At 66.6% G+C, this 15,970-nt stretch carries 12 protein-coding genes; 4 read left to right on the top strand and 8 right to left on the bottom strand.

What is annotated here, in order from left to right; translation table 11 throughout:
- Positions 1 to 587: 587 nt before the first annotated feature.
- Positions 588 to 1,580, bottom strand: coding sequence for a porphobilinogen synthase (hemB, locus tag Y882_RS08960; RefSeq protein ID WP_046971556.1), 993 nt, complete (start codon positions 1,578 to 1,580; stop codon positions 588 to 590).
- Between the two features lie 186 nt (positions 1,581 to 1,766).
- On the opposite strand from hemB, the gene Y882_RS08955 reads away from it, so the two are divergent.
- Complete coding sequence (locus tag Y882_RS08955) at positions 1,767 to 3,323, top strand: S53 family peptidase (protein ID WP_046971555.1); 1,557 nt, start codon at positions 1,767 to 1,769, stop codon at positions 3,321 to 3,323.
- Positions 3,324 to 3,332: 9 nt separating this feature from the next.
- Here the strand turns inward: Y882_RS08955 and Y882_RS08950 are convergent, their stop codons facing one another.
- Together Y882_RS08950 and Y882_RS08945 are read right to left on the bottom strand one after the other, a co-directional pair.
- A complete protein-coding gene (locus tag Y882_RS08950) occupies positions 3,333 to 4,190 on the bottom strand; it encodes a fumarylacetoacetate hydrolase family protein (RefSeq protein WP_046971554.1) in 858 nt (285 codons plus the stop codon).
- 24 nt (positions 4,191 to 4,214) lie between these two features.
- A complete protein-coding gene (locus Y882_RS08945; protein WP_156171380.1) occupies positions 4,215 to 4,673 on the bottom strand; it encodes a hypothetical protein in 459 nt (152 codons plus the stop codon).
- 164 nt (positions 4,674 to 4,837) lie between these two features.
- Between Y882_RS08945 and Y882_RS08940 the strand changes: the two genes are divergently transcribed.
- The 3 genes from Y882_RS08940 to Y882_RS08930 all read left to right on the top strand — a co-directional run bounded on the left by Y882_RS08940 (position 4,838) and on the right by Y882_RS08930 (position 8,250).
- Positions 4,838 to 5,617: an alpha/beta fold hydrolase gene (locus Y882_RS08940; protein WP_052949832.1), complete on the top strand. Its 780-nt coding sequence runs from the start codon at positions 4,838 to 4,840 to the stop codon at positions 5,615 to 5,617.
- A gap of 471 nt (positions 5,618 to 6,088) precedes the next feature.
- On the top strand, positions 6,089 to 6,388 hold the full coding sequence (locus Y882_RS08935) for a hypothetical protein (RefSeq protein WP_046971552.1): 300 nt from the start codon (positions 6,089 to 6,091) through the stop codon (positions 6,386 to 6,388).
- A complete protein-coding gene (locus Y882_RS08930; RefSeq protein WP_082121028.1) occupies positions 6,385 to 8,250 on the top strand; it encodes a tetratricopeptide repeat-containing diguanylate cyclase in 1,866 nt (621 codons plus the stop codon). Before Y882_RS08935 ends, Y882_RS08930 begins: the two co-directional genes overlap by 4 nt.
- A 23-nt stretch (positions 8,251 to 8,273) precedes the next feature.
- On the opposite strand, the gene Y882_RS08925 is transcribed toward Y882_RS08930, so the two are convergent.
- The 5 genes from Y882_RS08925 to Y882_RS08905 form a co-directional block, all read right to left on the bottom strand.
- Positions 8,274 to 11,309 carry an efflux RND transporter permease subunit gene (locus Y882_RS08925; protein ID WP_046971551.1) on the bottom strand — a complete coding sequence of 1,012 codons (3,036 nt, stop codon included), beginning with the start codon at positions 11,307 to 11,309 and terminating at the stop codon, positions 8,274 to 8,276.
- Positions 11,306 to 12,352 (bottom strand): efflux RND transporter periplasmic adaptor subunit, encoded by a 1,047-nt coding sequence (locus tag Y882_RS08920; protein ID WP_046971550.1) that lies wholly within the window; start codon positions 12,350 to 12,352, stop codon positions 11,306 to 11,308. Before Y882_RS08920 ends, Y882_RS08925 begins: the two co-directional genes overlap by 4 nt.
- Positions 12,349 to 13,713: a TolC family protein gene (locus tag Y882_RS08915; protein ID WP_162207406.1), complete on the bottom strand. Its 1,365-nt coding sequence runs from the start codon at positions 13,711 to 13,713 to the stop codon at positions 12,349 to 12,351. The genes Y882_RS08920 and Y882_RS08915 overlap by 4 nt, the downstream gene beginning before the upstream one ends.
- An 85-nt stretch (positions 13,714 to 13,798) precedes the next feature.
- Entirely contained in the window at positions 13,799 to 15,205 is a 1,407-nt protein-coding gene (locus Y882_RS08910; RefSeq protein WP_046971549.1) for an ATP-binding protein, read from the bottom strand.
- Positions 15,202 to 15,867 (bottom strand): response regulator, encoded by a 666-nt coding sequence (locus tag Y882_RS08905; RefSeq protein ID WP_046971548.1) that lies wholly within the window; start codon positions 15,865 to 15,867, stop codon positions 15,202 to 15,204. Before Y882_RS08905 ends, Y882_RS08910 begins: the two co-directional genes overlap by 4 nt.
- Between the last annotated feature and the right edge of the window lie 103 nt (positions 15,868 to 15,970).

Raw genomic sequence — 15,970 nt, 5'->3', positions numbered from 1 at the left:
AGCGCTGCGGTCGCGCACAAGGTGCGCTCCTACAAGGGAGGGCGCGGGCCTGTGGATGGCGGATCAAGGTTGCCGGACGGCTATTTGTGGGAGCGCACCCTGTGCGCGACAAACCTACGGAGCGGTACACCCAGGCGGGACGGTCGCGCACAGGGTGCGCTCCCACAGACAAGCCGGCGTGGCAAAGGAAAGAAGGGATGCCCCAAGCCGATGCGCAGCGAGGCCCGGCTTTAAGTCCTCAGCGATTCGGGCGCGTTGCGCAGCGCTTGGTGGCACCTCTGTGTACCCTCGAAGGTTGTCCCCTGACGGCGTGCCTCGAGCGTTCGGGCTTATCCCAGCACAATGCTGCGGGCGTTATCAGGCCATTCTCTTTGGGTTACTTTTCTCTTGGGCCAGCAAGAGAAAAGTGACTCGAGCGGCGGCAGCCGATCGAAACGCCCGCCGCGTAGGCGGCCAGATCGCGGTAACGCGACAACCAAGCGCACAGTCACTGGATTCCTGCTTTCGCAGGAATGACGAGCAAAAGAGCGGCCGGCGCCGAGATAACGAGCTAGGGCGGCCCGCGCGAGGACGAAGAGCGAAAACACTCACTCCCCCCTCAACCACCTCGCCGCATCCACCGCAAAATAAGTCAGGATGGCATCCGCTCCCGCCCGCTTGAACGCCGTCAACGACTCCAGCACCACGGCCTTCTCATCCAGCCAGCCATTCTGCGCAGCTGCCTTCAGCATCGCGTACTCGCCGCTCACCTGATACACGAAGGTCGGCATGCCAAAGGCATCCTTCACCCGGCGCAGCACGTCGAGGTACGGCATGCCCGGCTTCACCATCACCGCGTCCGCGCCCTCGTGGATATCGAGCTCGATTTCGCGCAGCGCTTCGTCGCTGTTGCCCACGTCCATCTGGTAGGTGTGCTTGTTGCCCTTGCCCAGATTGGCGGCCGAGCCCACGGCGTCGCGGAACGGGCCGTAGAACGCCGAGGCGTATTTGGCCGAATAGGCGAGGATGCGCGTGTGGATATGACCGGCCTCTTCCAGCGCATCGCGGATCGCGCCGATGCGGCCATCCATCATGTCCGAGGGCGCCACGAAGTCCATGCCGGCCTCGGCCTGCGCCAGCGACATCTTGATCAGGGCTTCGATGGTGGGCTCGTTCATCACGTAGCCGTGCTCATCGATCAGGCCGTCCTGGCCATGCGTGGTGTACGGATCGAGCGCCACGTCGCCGATCAGTCCCAGTTCCGGATACTTGGCCTTGAGCGCACGCGTGGCGCGCTGCATCAGGCTGTCGCGGTTCCACGCTTCGCGCGCGTCTTCGGTTTTCACCGCAGCACCCGGCGAGGGGAACAGCGCCAGCGCCGGTATCCCCAATCGCACGCATTCACCGGCAAGCTTGAGCAGTTCGTCGATGGACAGGCGCTCCACGCCCGGCATGGACGGCACCGGTTCGCGCTGCCCTTCACCTTCGATGATGAAGGCGACCATGATCAGGTCGGAGGCAAGCAGGGTGTGCTCGCGCATCAGCGCGCGCGAGAAAGCATCGCGGCGCATGCGGCGCATGCGGACAGCGGGATAGCTCATGAGTGAACTCTCGGGCAGGACATCGGCCCATTTTAGCGCTTGTTGGAGGGTTCGCCGGCAACGGCAGGTTGACGCGGTCGACAAGGCGACCAAACCGCACCATGCATGAACGCGCCGCCGCGCAAACACTCCGCTGCAACATTTGAAAGTGCAGTCTCTCTGCCCGCCGCCCGCAGGAGTCCGACCATGAGCACGCCCGCCGCCCCGCGCCCGCACTGGCCGCTTGCCAGCGAAGCCCGTTATCTGGGGCCGCATGAAGGTGCGGATCCCATCGACGTCACGGTGGTGATGCGACGCCGCGGCGACCATCCGGCGCCCGCCGCGTGGCCACATCAGGCCGCCGTGCGACGCGAGGATTTCGGCGCGCAATGGGGTGCCGATCCGGCGGATGCGGAGACGATTCGTAATTTCGCACGCGGGCACGGACTGACCGAAACCAGTTGCGAACTGCATCGTCGCGTGATGCATCTGCGCGGCACGCCGCAGGCGCTGGAGCAGGCGTTCGGTGCGCAGCTGGGACGTTACCAGATGCCCGATGGCGGCCCGGAGCTGATGGGCTGCAAGCTGCCGCCGTCGCTGCCCAGCGATATTTCCTCCCGCGTCATCGCCGTGCTCGGCCTGGACAAGCGGCCCGTTGCGCGTCCGCATTTTCGCCGTCCCGCCGCGACGCCGGCAAAAACCTATACGCCGGTGCAATTGGGCACGCTCTACCAGTTTCCCGCCAAGCTCGACGGCACGGGCCAGAACGTGGCGGTGATCGAACTTGGCGGCGGCTTCACGCGCAGCGACTTCACCCAGTACATGCAGTCGCTGGGCATCAAGCCGCCCACCGTCAACGTGGTGTCGGTGCAGGGGGGCACCAGCCAGCCCGGCGGCGATGCCGACGGCGAGGTCATGCTCGATGTGGAAGTGATCGGCGCGCTCGCCCCCGGTGCGAACATCGACGTGTACTTCGCACCGAATACCGACCAGGGTTTCTACGAAGCGATTTCGCAGGCAGCTCACGACGCCACCCACCAGCCGTCGGTGATCTCGATCAGCTGGGGCGGCCCGGAAGACAGCTGGTCCGCCTCATCGCTCAATGCCATGGAAAGCGCACTGCAGGATGCGGCTGCGCTGGGCGTCACGGTCACCGTCGCCTGTGGCGACAGCGGCTTTACCGATGGCGAGAGCGATGACAAGCCGCATGTCGACTTTCCCGCATCCAGCCCTTATGCGCTCGCCTGCGGTGGCACCAAGCTGGTGGCCAGCGCCACGGCGATCACCAGCGAAACGGTGTGGAACGAACTGGCCACCAACGAAGGCGCCACCGGCGGCGGCGTCAGCGCCAGCTTTGCGTTGCCGACGTGGCAGAAGTCGATGAAGGTTCCCAAGGGCGCCAACGGCTTTGCCGGACGCGGCAGCCCCGACGTCGCCGGCAACGCCGATCCCAATACGGGCTATCAAGTGCGGGTGGACGGACAAAACGAAGTGATCGGCGGCACCAGTGCGGTCGCGCCGCTGTGGGCAGCGCTCATCGCGCGATTCAACCAGCAACTGGGGCAGAACATCGGCGACCCGCACGAGGCGTTCTACAGCATCGGACTGACCGCGTTCCATGACATCACCCAGGGCAGCAACGGCAAGTTCAAGGCCGCCAAAGGGTGGGATGCATGCACGGGCCTGGGGACGCCCAAGGGGCAGACCTTGCTCGATGCCCTGGTCAAGCTGAAGGCGGGCAGCGGGAAGGCGCCGGCCAAGTAAAGCCGTCGATCACGCCTCGTCGGCGACGACGTTGCGCAACGTGCCGATGCGTTCGATCGAAACCTCGCAGACGTCGCCGGCTTTCATGTACACCGGCGGCTTGCGTCCGTAACCCACGCCGGAGGGCGTGCCCATCACGATCACGTCGCCCGCATCCAGGGTCATGGCGATGCTGATGATGCTGATGGTCTGCGCCACGCCGAAGATCATGTCGGTGGTGGATGCCTGCTGCATCACCTGGCCGTTGAGGCGCGTCTCCAGCATGAGGCCGCCCGCGCCAGGTGGCAGTTCATCGGCGGTGACCACCCAGGGGCCGAACGCACCGGTACCGTCGAAATTCTTGCCTACCGTCCACTGCGGTGTGCGCAGCTGGAAATCGCGCAGCGAGCCGTCGTTGAACACGCTGTAGCCGAACACGTGGTCCAGCGCCTGCTCCTGCGCGATATGCCGCCCGCCGCGGCCCAGGATCACCACCAGTTCGCCTTCATAGTCGAACTGCGTCGACACACGCGGACGCATCAGCGGCTGGCCATCGCCGATCAGGCTGGAGGCAAAGCGCGCGAACAGCGTGGGATACGACGGCGGCGGCGAATCGAATTCGCGCGCATGATCGCGGTAGTTGAGTCCCAGGCAAATGATCTTGCCCGGATGCGCGCTGGGCGGCAGCCGCGTCACCGCATCCGCATCGAGTGCGAAGCCGCCAAGCAGGTGTTGCGTGTATGCCGATCGCGCGTCCGCTGTGCTGGCGGCGATGGCGCTCACATCCGCGGGCATGCCGGCTTCGTCGACAAAACGCGCACGCCATCCGTCACCGTGGTTTGCGGCCAGGCCGATTCGTCCGTCCTGCTCAAAACGCATGAAACGCATGTCCCGGCTCCGGTATTTGATCGGCTAGGGTTTGACCGCTACTCCGGGCCCGTTGCGCTCCATCGTGACGATGGCGTCGCTGTTGCAGGCGGCCGGCATGTTGCGCGAGCCCAGCGGCGGGCAAAGCCGTTCGGCGGTCGCCGGCTCCGGCACGGACATATCGGGGCGATAAGGCTGCGTAGGCGCCGATGCCGGGGGCGGGTAGCTGCCCTGCTTTTCCGACGCCGCGGAGACCGCGGTGAGGGCCGCAAACGTCATCGCATTGTGCGACACGCGCTGGGCCGTGGTGGGCTGCACCGAAAAGGTCGGCAACGACGCGCGCGAGTTTGCTGCGGGCGCCGAGGGCGTCTGTGTTCTCACCGCGGCGCTCAGAGGCTCGCGGTAGGGAGCCTGCGGCTGCGCCGGCGTGTCCTGCTGCGCCCATGCCGGCGCGATCAACACGCCAGCCCACAAGCCCATCGCCATCATCGTTCGCTGTCTCATCGCCCTGCTCCTCTCCATGGTCTGACCGATGTGCTGCTGCCGATACCCGTCGGCCGCCCGATCATAGCCAGCTGAATGTGAAGCGAGCCAGTAACGCTTTCCCGCTACCGCATCCCCGGTGGCCATGCGACATTGCAGGCGTCCCGCCGCGGAGCACGGATGTCTTGGATAGCCGATGGTCGACGCCTGGTTTCCTGCCGCTGCGCGGCCATCGGCTGGCCTATCGCGCGTGCGGCGATGCGGGTGGCGAGCCGGTCGTGCTGATCCACGCCTTTGCCAGCCAGTCCGGCAGCTGGGACCACACCGCGCAAGCGCTGGCGCGACAGGGATTCCGGGTCGTCGCACCCGACCTGCGCGGACATGGCCGCAGCCAGTGGACGTCCACGTATTCGCTGATCGATTTCGAAGAAGACTTGAGCGCCCTGCTCGACGCGCTGGGGCTGGGCGCGGTCAACCTGATCGGCCACTCGCTGGGTGGGCATCTGGCCCTCAAGCTGGCCACGCGCCAGCCCGAACGGATCCGTCGGCTGATCATCGAAGCCGCCCCGGTACCGCCCCGCGATGTGGCGGATGCGGCCGCCCTGGCCGCCGCCCGGGCCGGCCCCGCGTGGGCGCGCTCGCTGCACCTGCTGGGCGGCGGCCGGCTGTTGCGCCTGATGCTGTTGCGCCAGTTCGACGTGCGCGCAGCCCGTACGGTGTTGCCGGAACTGCGCACGCCGATGCCGGCCTGGTGGGCGCGCCTGGCCGGCGTGAGGGCGCCGTGCCTGCTGCTGGCCAGCCATGACGACGGCCTGGTCAGCGCACGGCTACCCCTGCTGGCCGCCCAGATCCCGTACGCCATCACCCGCCAGTTGGGCAGCGGACATCGCCTGCATGGCGAGCATACGGACGCCTTCCTGGCCGAAGTGATGTCCTTCGTGGGGAATGCCGCGTACGCGGATTGACACAATCGGGCACTAGGCTGCTGGTTGACCCGGTGCCGGAGCACGTCGCCCGAGTACGCCCACTGCCGTTGGCCTGGGCTGTCCCAATATCGAAGCCAAACCAGGCATGCGATCGAATCGATCCAAGTGGATCGCCGATCTCACGCGGGCGGATACCGTTGTCATCTCCTGCGCAGATCGCATCGAAGTCGATCAGCGATCCCAAGCCGACCGGCCGCTCCCGACGCCCGGCCGGCACACGCCCGATGCTGTCTTCGGCTTGCACATTTCCGGCAAAAAACAGCGCTATCATCACCAATCGCGCCGAGCCAGAGGCAAAATCGAATCGGCCTGTCGCGTGGGGATATCGGGGAAAACGAGCCAGACCGCGTTGACGCTTATGCCGTCGAGGATAAAGCGCAGCGTCGCCGTTCACGCGCAAGACGCAAGGAAGTTGTGGACGTAGTATCAACCGCCAGGGGGAAAAACCGCATGTCCAACGTGATCGAGTTTCTGGAAAAGCTAGGCAGCGACGCGCGTCTGTTTCAGGGCGCCAAGGACGAAATCGCACTGGCCCTTGCCGATGCGAAGATCGAAGCCACCGCCGGTGAAGCCATCCTGGCGCGCAACGTGGAAGAGCTGCATGCGTTGCTGAAGGTCGTGCCCCTGTGCTGCTTCCAGACCGTGCCGCGCCGCCCGGACGAGGAAGAGGAAGAAGAAGAGCAGGAAGGCGAGGAAGGCGAAGAGAGCGAGACCGACGCGCCACCGTCCAAGCCCAGCAAGAAAGCATGACGATGTTCCGCGCCGGCCACTTCAGGCGGGCGATCATCCTGGCAGTGCTGCTGTCAGGTTGGCAGGTAGGTGCGGCCATCGCGGCCGTACCTACACCTGCACCTGTACATGCATCTGCGCAAGACCCTGTGCAGATGCTGGCGCAGGCGGACAAGCTCAAGACCGCCGATCACGCGGAGTTTCTGCGCCTGCTCGGTGAACTGGACCAACGCAGGGCCGAGCTGTCCTCCGGCCAGCAATGGCACCTGCGCTATCTCGATGCCTGGCAATTGGCGTTCGAAGGCCGCTACGACGTGGCTGGGCCGGCGCTGCACGACATCGTCACGCACTCAGGTGAGCCTACGCTGCAGGTACGCGCGCTGGCCACGCTGGTGAACATCCTCGGTTTCAGTCGGCACTACGAGGAAGCGTTTACCCAACTGAGCGCGCTGATGGATCTGATGCAGACGGCGAAAGATCCGGAAGCCCGCTACCAGGCACTCGGTGAAGGCGCGCAGTTCCTCGCTGCGGCGGGGCAGTACGACCTGGCGTCGAGCTATGCGCAGCGCATTTTGGATGACCCCGAACTGCGCGACCACGCCTGCCAGGGCATGGCGTTCAAGCTGCGCGTGCTGTTCCGCGCCGGCAAGGTGCGCGGCACCGACCCCGAATACGATCGCGGCATCGATACCTGCATCAAGGCCAATCAAGCCTTGTATGCCAACTCGCTGCGCAATGACCAGGCCAAGTACGCCATCGACCAGGGCCGTCCCAAGGACGCCATCGCCCTGCTGCAGGCGCACTACGACGAATTTGTCTCCTACCACTATCGCGTGCTGATGAACGCGGTCAACGTGACGCTGGCGCAGGCGTACTGGCAGCTGGGCGACGCCACCGCGGCGCGCAAATACGCCGGCGAAGCCGTGGCCGAGGCCATCAAGGACAAGTACTCCGATACCTTGGGGCCGGCCTACCAGGTGCTGTACCAGGTGGAGGAACGCGAGGGCAATACGCGTGCCGCGCTGGACCTGCACAAGCTCTACATGGATGCGGACAAGGGTTATCTCACCGACGTGAGCGCCCGCGCGATCGCCTACCAGACGGTCAGGCAGCAATTGCTGGCCAACAAGGTGCAGGTCGATTCGCTCAACAAGCAGAACGAGATCCTGCAGCTGCAGCGCAAGCTCGATCACAAGGACATGGAAACCAGCCGGCTGTACATCGCCCTGCTGCTCACCGTGGTGGCCTCGATCGCGCTGTGGCTGCTGCGCATCAAGCGTTCGCAGATGCGCTTCAGGCGCCTGGCGACGCGTGACAGCCTCACCGGCATCCACAGCCGCCAGCACTTTGTCGACGAGACCGAACTGGCCTTGCGCGCCGCGGCCAAGGCCACGCGCACCTCGTGCCTGATCCTGCTGGACCTGGATCACTTCAAGGACGTAAACGATACGCACGGTCACGTCATCGGCGACCTGGTGCTCAAGCGCGCCGTCGCCGCCTGCCAGCACCACCTGCACCGCCGCGACATCTTCGGACGTCTTGGCGGCGAAGAGTTCGCGCTATACCTGCCCGACTGCAGCGCGTCGCAGGCGCGCGAACGCGCCGAGCGCATCCGCCAGGCGATTGCCGCCACACCGCTGTGGGGCGAGACGCGCAGCGTGGTGATCACCTCGAGCTTTGGCGTGGCGTCCACCGATCGCAGCGGCTACGAGTTGCGCCAGCTGATGATCGATGCCGACAACTCGCTGTACAAGGCCAAGCGCGAAGGCCGCAACCGCGTGATCTACGGCGAGCATGCCGAGGTCATCGTGCCCACGACGGTGCCGGCAGCGGAACCGGCCAACGATCATCCCATCGAAGGCATCGCCGGCCTGCCGGGCTAAGCGGCGGCCGGCGGAGTCGACGCTCATCGCGGCCGCGTATGGCCTGCCACCACGCCGATCAGGGTCGGCATCACCAGCAACACCAGCGGATACTGCAGGGCGAGCCCCGCAATGATCGCGATCGCCAGCGGCTGCTGGATGCCCGCGCCCTGCCCCCAGGCCAGCGCCAGCGGCAACAACGTGAGGATGGCCGCCAGCGTGGTCATGGTGATCGGACGCAGGCGATCGCGGCTGGCCAGGCGCAAAGCCTGCAGCGGCGGCAGTTCGCGCGATAGGGTGACGTATTCGGACACGTAGAAGATCGCCATCTCCGTGCCCATGCCGATGATCATCGTCATGCCCATCATCGCGGTGATGTTGAGGTCCACGCCGCACAGCCACAGCGCAATGAATACCGCCGTGGCCGAAAACAGCGAGCAGCCCATCACCACCAGGGCGAGCCCCGCCCGGCCGTAGAGAAACAGCAGCAGCACGAATTCCGCGACCAGCGCCATCAGGAACACTTTGCCCAGGCCGAGGAAGGCAATCTGCTGTTGCTGGTAGAGACCGCCCAGCTCGTAGCGCGTATCGGCGTCGAGCATGCCCGGCTGCGCGAGCAGCTTCTTCACGTCAGCCACGGCCGCGCCCATGCCGCGACCGTCGATGCGCGCCGTCACCGCCGTCATCTGCTGCAGGTTTTCGCGCGAAATCTGCGGCTGTCCGTTTTCGGTCGCGATGCTGGCGACGCGACTCAACGGAAACACATGTCCGTCGGGTGCGCGTACCGGCAACGCGAGGAGCTGCGGCAGCCGCCACTGCATCGAGTCCGGCATGCGGATGCGCACGCCTACGCTCTTGGTCGCCTGCGGCAGCTGAGTGGCGACGACGCCGGTCAGCGCGTTGTTGATCGCCTGCGTCACCGCCGCCACCGTCATGCCCTCCAGCGTGGCGCGATCGGGATCGATGCGCACGTTCAAGGCATCGCCAGCCAACTGCAGGCCGTCCTTGATTTCCACCACGCCGGGAATGTCCGCCAGCGCCTTGGCCACGCGCCGCGCCTGCGGCGTCAGGGTATTCGGATCGGCGGAATACAGCTTGATCTCGATCGGTTGCGGCACGGCGGTGAGATCGCCGATCAGATCTTCCATCAGCTGCGCCAGCTCCACTTCCACGCCGGGCACCTCGTGCTCCACGTGTTCGCGCACGTCGCTCATCACCTCCTCGGTGGCACGCGCGTGATCGGGTTTCAACCGTACGAAGAAGTCGCCGTGATAGGACTGCCCCAGATCGCCGCCCAACCCGGTGCCGAGCCGGCGGGAGAACGTGGCCACCTCGGGCATGGAGCGCAGGATGGCTTCGACCTGCGCCACCTGCCGCGCCGTTTCGGGCAAGGAGGTGCCCGGCTTGGTGTAGTAATCCATCACGAAGCCGCTTTCATCCACCGCGGGCATGAAGCCGGTGGTCACGTGCGTGTAGGCCACGCCGCCGATCACCAGCAGCGGCACGACGAAGGCGAGCAGCCACGCCGGGCGGCGCGCGAAGGCGTCGTACAGGCGTGCATGCGAACGCGACAGCCAGCTTTCGTGATCGAGACCTGGATCATGCCAGTGACGGAAATCGATCCAGCGCCGCAACAACGGCGGCACCACGAAGGCAGTCACCAGCCACGACACGGCCAGTGCACTGGCCATGGTGATCGAAAGTGCCTTGGAGAACGCGCCGGTGACGCCGCTGAGCAAACCCAGCGGCACGAACACGATCAGCGTGGCCAGGCTTGATCCGGTGAGCGGCGCCAGGAATTCCCGCGCCGCAGGCAGCACAACGGCTTCGCCACCGCCTTCCAGCGTGCCTGCCCGTCGCGCGACGTGTTCCACCATCACGATCACATCGTCGATCACCAGACCCACGGCAGCCGCAATGCCACCGAGCGTCATGATGTTGAAGCTCATGCCGAACACCTGCAGCAGCAACACCGTGACGGCCAGCGTCACCGGCACCACCAGCGTGGCAATCAAGGTCACCCGCAGATTGCGCAGGAACACCAGCAGCACCGCCGCGGCGAGCAGCAGGCCGATCAGCACCGCATCGCGCACGCTATGGGCGGACTCCACCACCAGCTCGCTCTGGTCGTACCAGGGTTTGAGCGTCACGCCCTTGGGCAGCCGGTAGGACGCCAGCCGCGCGCGCACTTCGCTGGCGATCTGCACCGCATTGCCGTCGGGCTGCTCGAACACGTTGAACAGCACGGCGGGCTTGCCGTCTTCGCTCACCTTAATCCATTGCGGCACATAGCCATCGCGCACCGTGGCCACGTCCGACAGCCGGACCCAACCGTGCGGATCGTTCTTCACGATGATGTTGCGGATCGCGTCGATGTGTTGCAGCGAATGGTCGGCGACCACCAGGTAGAGCTGGTTGCGATCCTGCAGGCGGCCGACCGCCTCCAGCTGATTGGCGCCGCTCACGGCGGTGGCCAGGTCATCCAGGCTCAGGCCGTACTGCGCGAGCTTGCGCGGATCGGCTTCCACCTGCACTTCGGCGGTTTCGCCGCCTTGCACATCGACGCGCGCGAGTCCCTCCACCGACGCGAGCAGCGGCACGATCTGGTACTGCGCCAGATCGCGCAAGGCAACCGGCGACATGCTGTCCGACTGCAGCGCATAGGAGATGATGGGGAAAACCGTGGGATCCATGCGGCGCACGTTGTAGCTGGCGCCCGCAGGCAAGCTGGGCAGCACGCGCGCAATCGCCGAGTCCACCTGCAGCGTGGAGGCGATCATGTCGCGCCCCCAGCCGAAGTCCACCGAGATCTGCGCCGAGCCGCGCGTGGTTTCCGAACGCAGACCGGCCACGCCCGGCACCGTGCGGATCGCCTCTTCCACCGGACGCGTCAGCAGCAGCGCCGTCTGGTCGGCCGGCCGGTCGCCCGCATCCAGATCGATCACCACGCGCGGAAACGACACCTGCGGGAACAGACCCACCGGCAGGGTGAACGAGCTGGCCAGCCCCGCCAGCGCGAGCGCGAAGGCCACGATGACGATGGCACGCGCGTGCCGTGCCAAGAGTGTCGGCAAGCTCATGGCTTGGCCTGTTCCGTCGGCACGCGCACGGCCATGCCGTCGTCCAGTTGCATGGCGCCTTCGGTCACCAGCGGCAGCTTGGCATCGAGTGCGCCGGTGGCGACGGTGATGCTGTCCGACTCGCCCAGCACTTTCACCGGCACGCTCACGGCCTTGTGGTTGGCCACCTGGAACACATGGCGATCCGCGTCATCGCCCAGCACCGCATCGCGCGGCAACAACCAGCCTTGTCGTTGACCCACGATGATGTCGGCGCGGAAACCCTCGCCGTTGACCAGCGCACCGTCAGGCACGATCTCCACATTGAGTTGATGCGTGTGCGGATCCAGCGCGTGCGCCACACGGCGCACCGTGCCCTGCATGGCGACGCCACCATCGATGGGCAGCAGCCCGGCCTTGGCGCCGACGTGGACGCGCGTCATCGCATCGCGCTCGACACCGACGGTGACGACCAGGCCGTCGCCACGTTGCAGGGTGAGCAATGCGGCGCCTGCCTGCAGGTTGTCGCCCTGGGGCGCGTCGACCGTCACCACGGTGCCATCGAACGGCGCGGTGACATCGATCGTTGCGCTGCGGCCTTGCTGCTGCACCAGCGCATCCAGATTGGACTGGGCATCGCGCAAGGCCTTGTCGGCCTGGTCGAGTTGATCGCGGGTGGCGAGCTGTTGCGACAGCAGTTGTGCCACATGGGCGCGCTGCGCCTGCGCCAGGGTTTGCGCCGTCACTGCCTGCTGATACGCCGCCACCGACGACGGCGCCAGCGCGAAGCCAAGCAGGGACTGCCCGCGCTTGACCGCCTCGCCGGCCGTGACGTTCCAGCGCGTCACGCGCCCCGCGGACTGCACGCTGATGACTTGCGCGGCATCGGCGGCCGGGCCTGCGCTGCCGTAGGCGGTGACGGTATCGGCCAGGCTGCCCTGCTTCAGCGGCACGGTAGTAACGGCGGCGCTCACGGCCGTCTCGTCCGGTGCCTCGCTGCCGGAGCAGGCGGCCAATGCCAACGCGGCCAGCGCCGCGGCGATCCATGGCTGTCGGTAACTCATGGGGCCATCACATCCTGTTCGAGAGAGGTCGGCATGCCGCGTCCCACCAGCAATTCCAGCGCCGCCTGTTGCTCGAGCATGGCCTGCTCGGTCGCCAGTTGTGCCAGTTGCCGGTTGAGTGCGGCCACACGAAGGTCGGTCACGTTGCGCAGGTCGATCAAACCCGCCTGCGCCGCCTGACCAGCCTGTGCCGCGCCGTGGACGGCGTCGTCGGTGGCCGGTTTGAGCGCTTGTTGCTGCCCATCGAGCTGCGCGTATTGCGCCAGCAGCGCTTCGACGTCGTCGTGCGAAGTCGCCAGGCGCGTGGTGTATTCCTGGTGCAGCTGCTCGCGGGTGGCGCGGGCAATGGCCACGTTGTGCTGGTTGTGATCGAAGATCGGCAGCGTGAAGTTCACCGCCGGGCCGCCGTTGCGCACGCGGCTATTGTCCTGCGAGGCGTCGTAGCCGATCGCCAGCGGCGGAAACTGCGCCAGCACCGCGGCGCGCAGGCTCGCTTCCTGCGCCTGATAGCCCAGCTGCAAGGCCACCAGGTCCGGTCGGCGGCGACTCACGCTGTCGAACTGCGTGCGGATCGCCGACGCATCCATCTGGGCGGGTGGCAGACTCGTCGCCAACGGCACCACAACCCCGGGCTGCAGACCCAGCAGTGCATTGAGCTGCTGCTGTTGATCGAGCTGCCGGCGCTGCATGTCGCTGAGCGCGCTGCGTGCGTCGGCGGCGGCGGCCAGATCGGAGGCCACCGCCACGCGCTCCAGGTTGCCATCGCGGACAGCGTTGACGATGCGCGTCTCGCGTTGCGCCTGGGCCTGCAGCGCCTGTGTCTGCAGCGCGATCTGGCGCTGGCCTTCGACCAGGTCGATCACCAGCAGGCGCGCCTTGCCCAGGGTCTGCCATTGCTCCCACAGCAGGCCGGCGTCGATGGCATCGGCATTCGCTTTGGCGGCTTCACGGCGCGGACGCAGCGTGATCAGCGAGGCGATGTCCTGGCTTATCGATGCCGTCCAGGCCGTCGCGTCGCCCGGACCCGAGAGCAGATAACCCACGCTGCCGCCGAGGGTGGGATTGGGTAGCACGCCATCCTGCAGCCGCTGCGCCTGCGCGGCCTGGTGACGGGCGTGCTGGGTCTTGAGGTCGGGATTGTTGAGCAGCACCAGACGCTCGACCGCAGCCATGTCCAGCGGCAACGCGGTGGCGTCATAACCCTGCAGTTGCGACAGCGAAGACGCGGACGCGGCCTGCTCCGGCAGCGGCTTGGGCTGGGAAGTGGCGCAGCCCGCCGCGCCGATGGCCAAGGCCATGGCCGCCAACGTGCGCATCGACGAAGCCCAGCTGGTGTGATGCTTGGCAGACAGGGAGGGCACCAATGGTCCAGACAAGAGTGGGGAGTCCATACCCTAGCGAAGATGGCTTAGTGTTCACTTTGTAAGCGGGCAAGATCTCGCGATATCAGCCGCGCTGATCGCTCAGCGGCAGGCGCACGCACACGCGCAGGCCGCGGCCATAGGGCGAATCGAGCAGCTCGATCGTCGCATCGTGCAATTGCGCTGCCCGCTGCACGATGGAAAGCCCCAGCCCGTAACCGTCGCCGCGACCGCCGGCCTCGCGGTGAAAGCGCGCGAATACCGCCGCGCGCCGCTCCGGCGGAATGCCCTCGCCGTTGTCGATCACGTCGATCACGGCCTGATCGTGTTCGCGCTGGATGTCGAGCTTCACCTGCCCCCCGAGCGGCACATGGCGCAGCGCGTTTTCCAGCAGATTGCGCAGCAGCGCCGCCAGCGCCACCTCGTGGCCGCGCACGATCAGCGCGCCATCGGCCAGCGCCACATCCAGTTCCACATCCGAGTCGCCGATCAGCGGCGACAACTCTTCGATGACAGTGCGGGCGACCGCCAGCAAGTCGATATCGGCGTACTGCTCGGCGCGCGAGCTCGCCTCAAGGCGCGCCAGCGACAGCAGCTGCTCCACCCGGCGCGCGAGTGCGGCGAGGCTTTCGCGTGCACCGGCCAGGGCCACGTCCGCTTCGCGCGTGTCGCGGCTGGCCTCGGCGTTCTCCAGGTTGATCATGGTCGAGGCCAGCGGCGTGCGCAGTTCGTGTGCCACATCGGCGCTGAAGCGGCGCTCGCGTTCCAGCGCTTCCTCGAGTTGGGTGAACTGGCTGTTGAGTGCAGCGAGCACCGGCTCCAGTTCGCGCGGCGCATCGGCCACCTCGAGCGTGTCGCGGCTGCCCGGTTTGCGCGCGGCCAGTTTTTCCGCGAGCGCATCGAGCGGACGCAGGCCGCGCCTCACCGCCCAGCCCACCAGCAAGGCCAGCACGGGGAGCGCGATCAGCGGCGGCAGGCCATGCTCGATCCATAGCGCGGTGCGGATGTCGCGGCGGCTGTCGTAGCGCTCGGCGGCACGCACCACCACGCCATCGGCCGTCGGCGGCAGGGTGAACAGGCGCCAGCGATAGTTGCCGTAACGCAGGTTCCTGAAACCCGGCTGCGCGGTATCGGGCGGCGGCATGGCGGTGAGATTGCCGGTGACCAGCAGCGGGCGATGGTCGCGGTCGAACACCTGGAAGCCCACTTCGGACTCGTAGGTGTGGCCGTGCAGCACCAGCTCCTGGGTGGAGCGGGCCGTGATCGGCACCACCACGCCCGCTTCGACGTTGTGCCGCTGCAGGGCCGGCAGACCGATCTGGCTGATCAAGGTCTGCAGCGTGCGCGCCGATTGCGCGAGCCGCCCGTCGGAAAGCTCGTTCACTTCGTTGGTGGTGCGACGCAGGCTGTAGATCGCCAATGGCACCAGCACCAGCGCGAGCACGCCGAGGATCAACCAGAGCAAACGCCCGCGCAGACTGCTGCGGCTCACTTGGGATCCTGCGGAATCATGTAGCCGAAACCGCGTACGTTGCGCACCGTCTCGAAGCTCAGCTTGCGACGCAGCGAATGCACCAGCACTTCGAGTGCGTTGTTGCCCACCACGTGATCCAGCCCGTACAGCGAATTCTCCAGGCTTTCGCGCCGCACCAGGCGACCGGCGCTTTCCATCAGCGCCTGCAGCAGCGCGAACTCGCGACGCGTGAGGTCCACCGGCTCGCCGCGGAAGGTCACCTCCGAGGTGCCCACGTCCAGGCTCAGCGCACCCACTTCGATACGGTTCACCGACAGGCCGCGCATGCGGCGGGTAAGCGAGCGGATGCGTGCGGCGAGTTCTTCCACATGGAAGGGCTTGGTCAGGTAGTCATCGGCGCCGGCGTCCAGGCCATCGACGCGCGAGGACAGCCCGTCGCGTGCCGTCATCACCAGGACAGGCGTCTCCACATGGGCGCGGCGCGCTTCCACCAGCACCTCGATGCCGTCGCGCCCGGGCAGGCCCAGGTCGAGCAGGACCAGGTCGGCGGTGCGATCGCGCATGGCGTTGAGCGCCGAACGGCCATCGCGCAGCCACGACACCGTATAGCTCAGCCGTTCGAGGGCGCGCTGGATCGCCGCTCCCAGCTGCGCGTCGTCTTCGACCAGAAGAATGTGCACGACCTGACGCTCCTTCGCCCTGCTGGCGATGTACGCCGGGATTATCGGTCATGTGCCTTAGGAAACACTTAAGCGTTTGTCTTTCCTGATTTTTTCCTGGCGG

It is taken from the genome of Dyella japonica DSM 16301, assembly GCF_001010355.1.
GTDB classification, from domain to species: Bacteria; Pseudomonadota; Gammaproteobacteria; order Xanthomonadales; family Rhodanobacteraceae; genus Dyella; species Dyella japonica.
The sequence above is the reverse complement of the archived record's forward strand: the minus strand, read 5'-3'. Positions and strand labels throughout refer to the sequence as shown.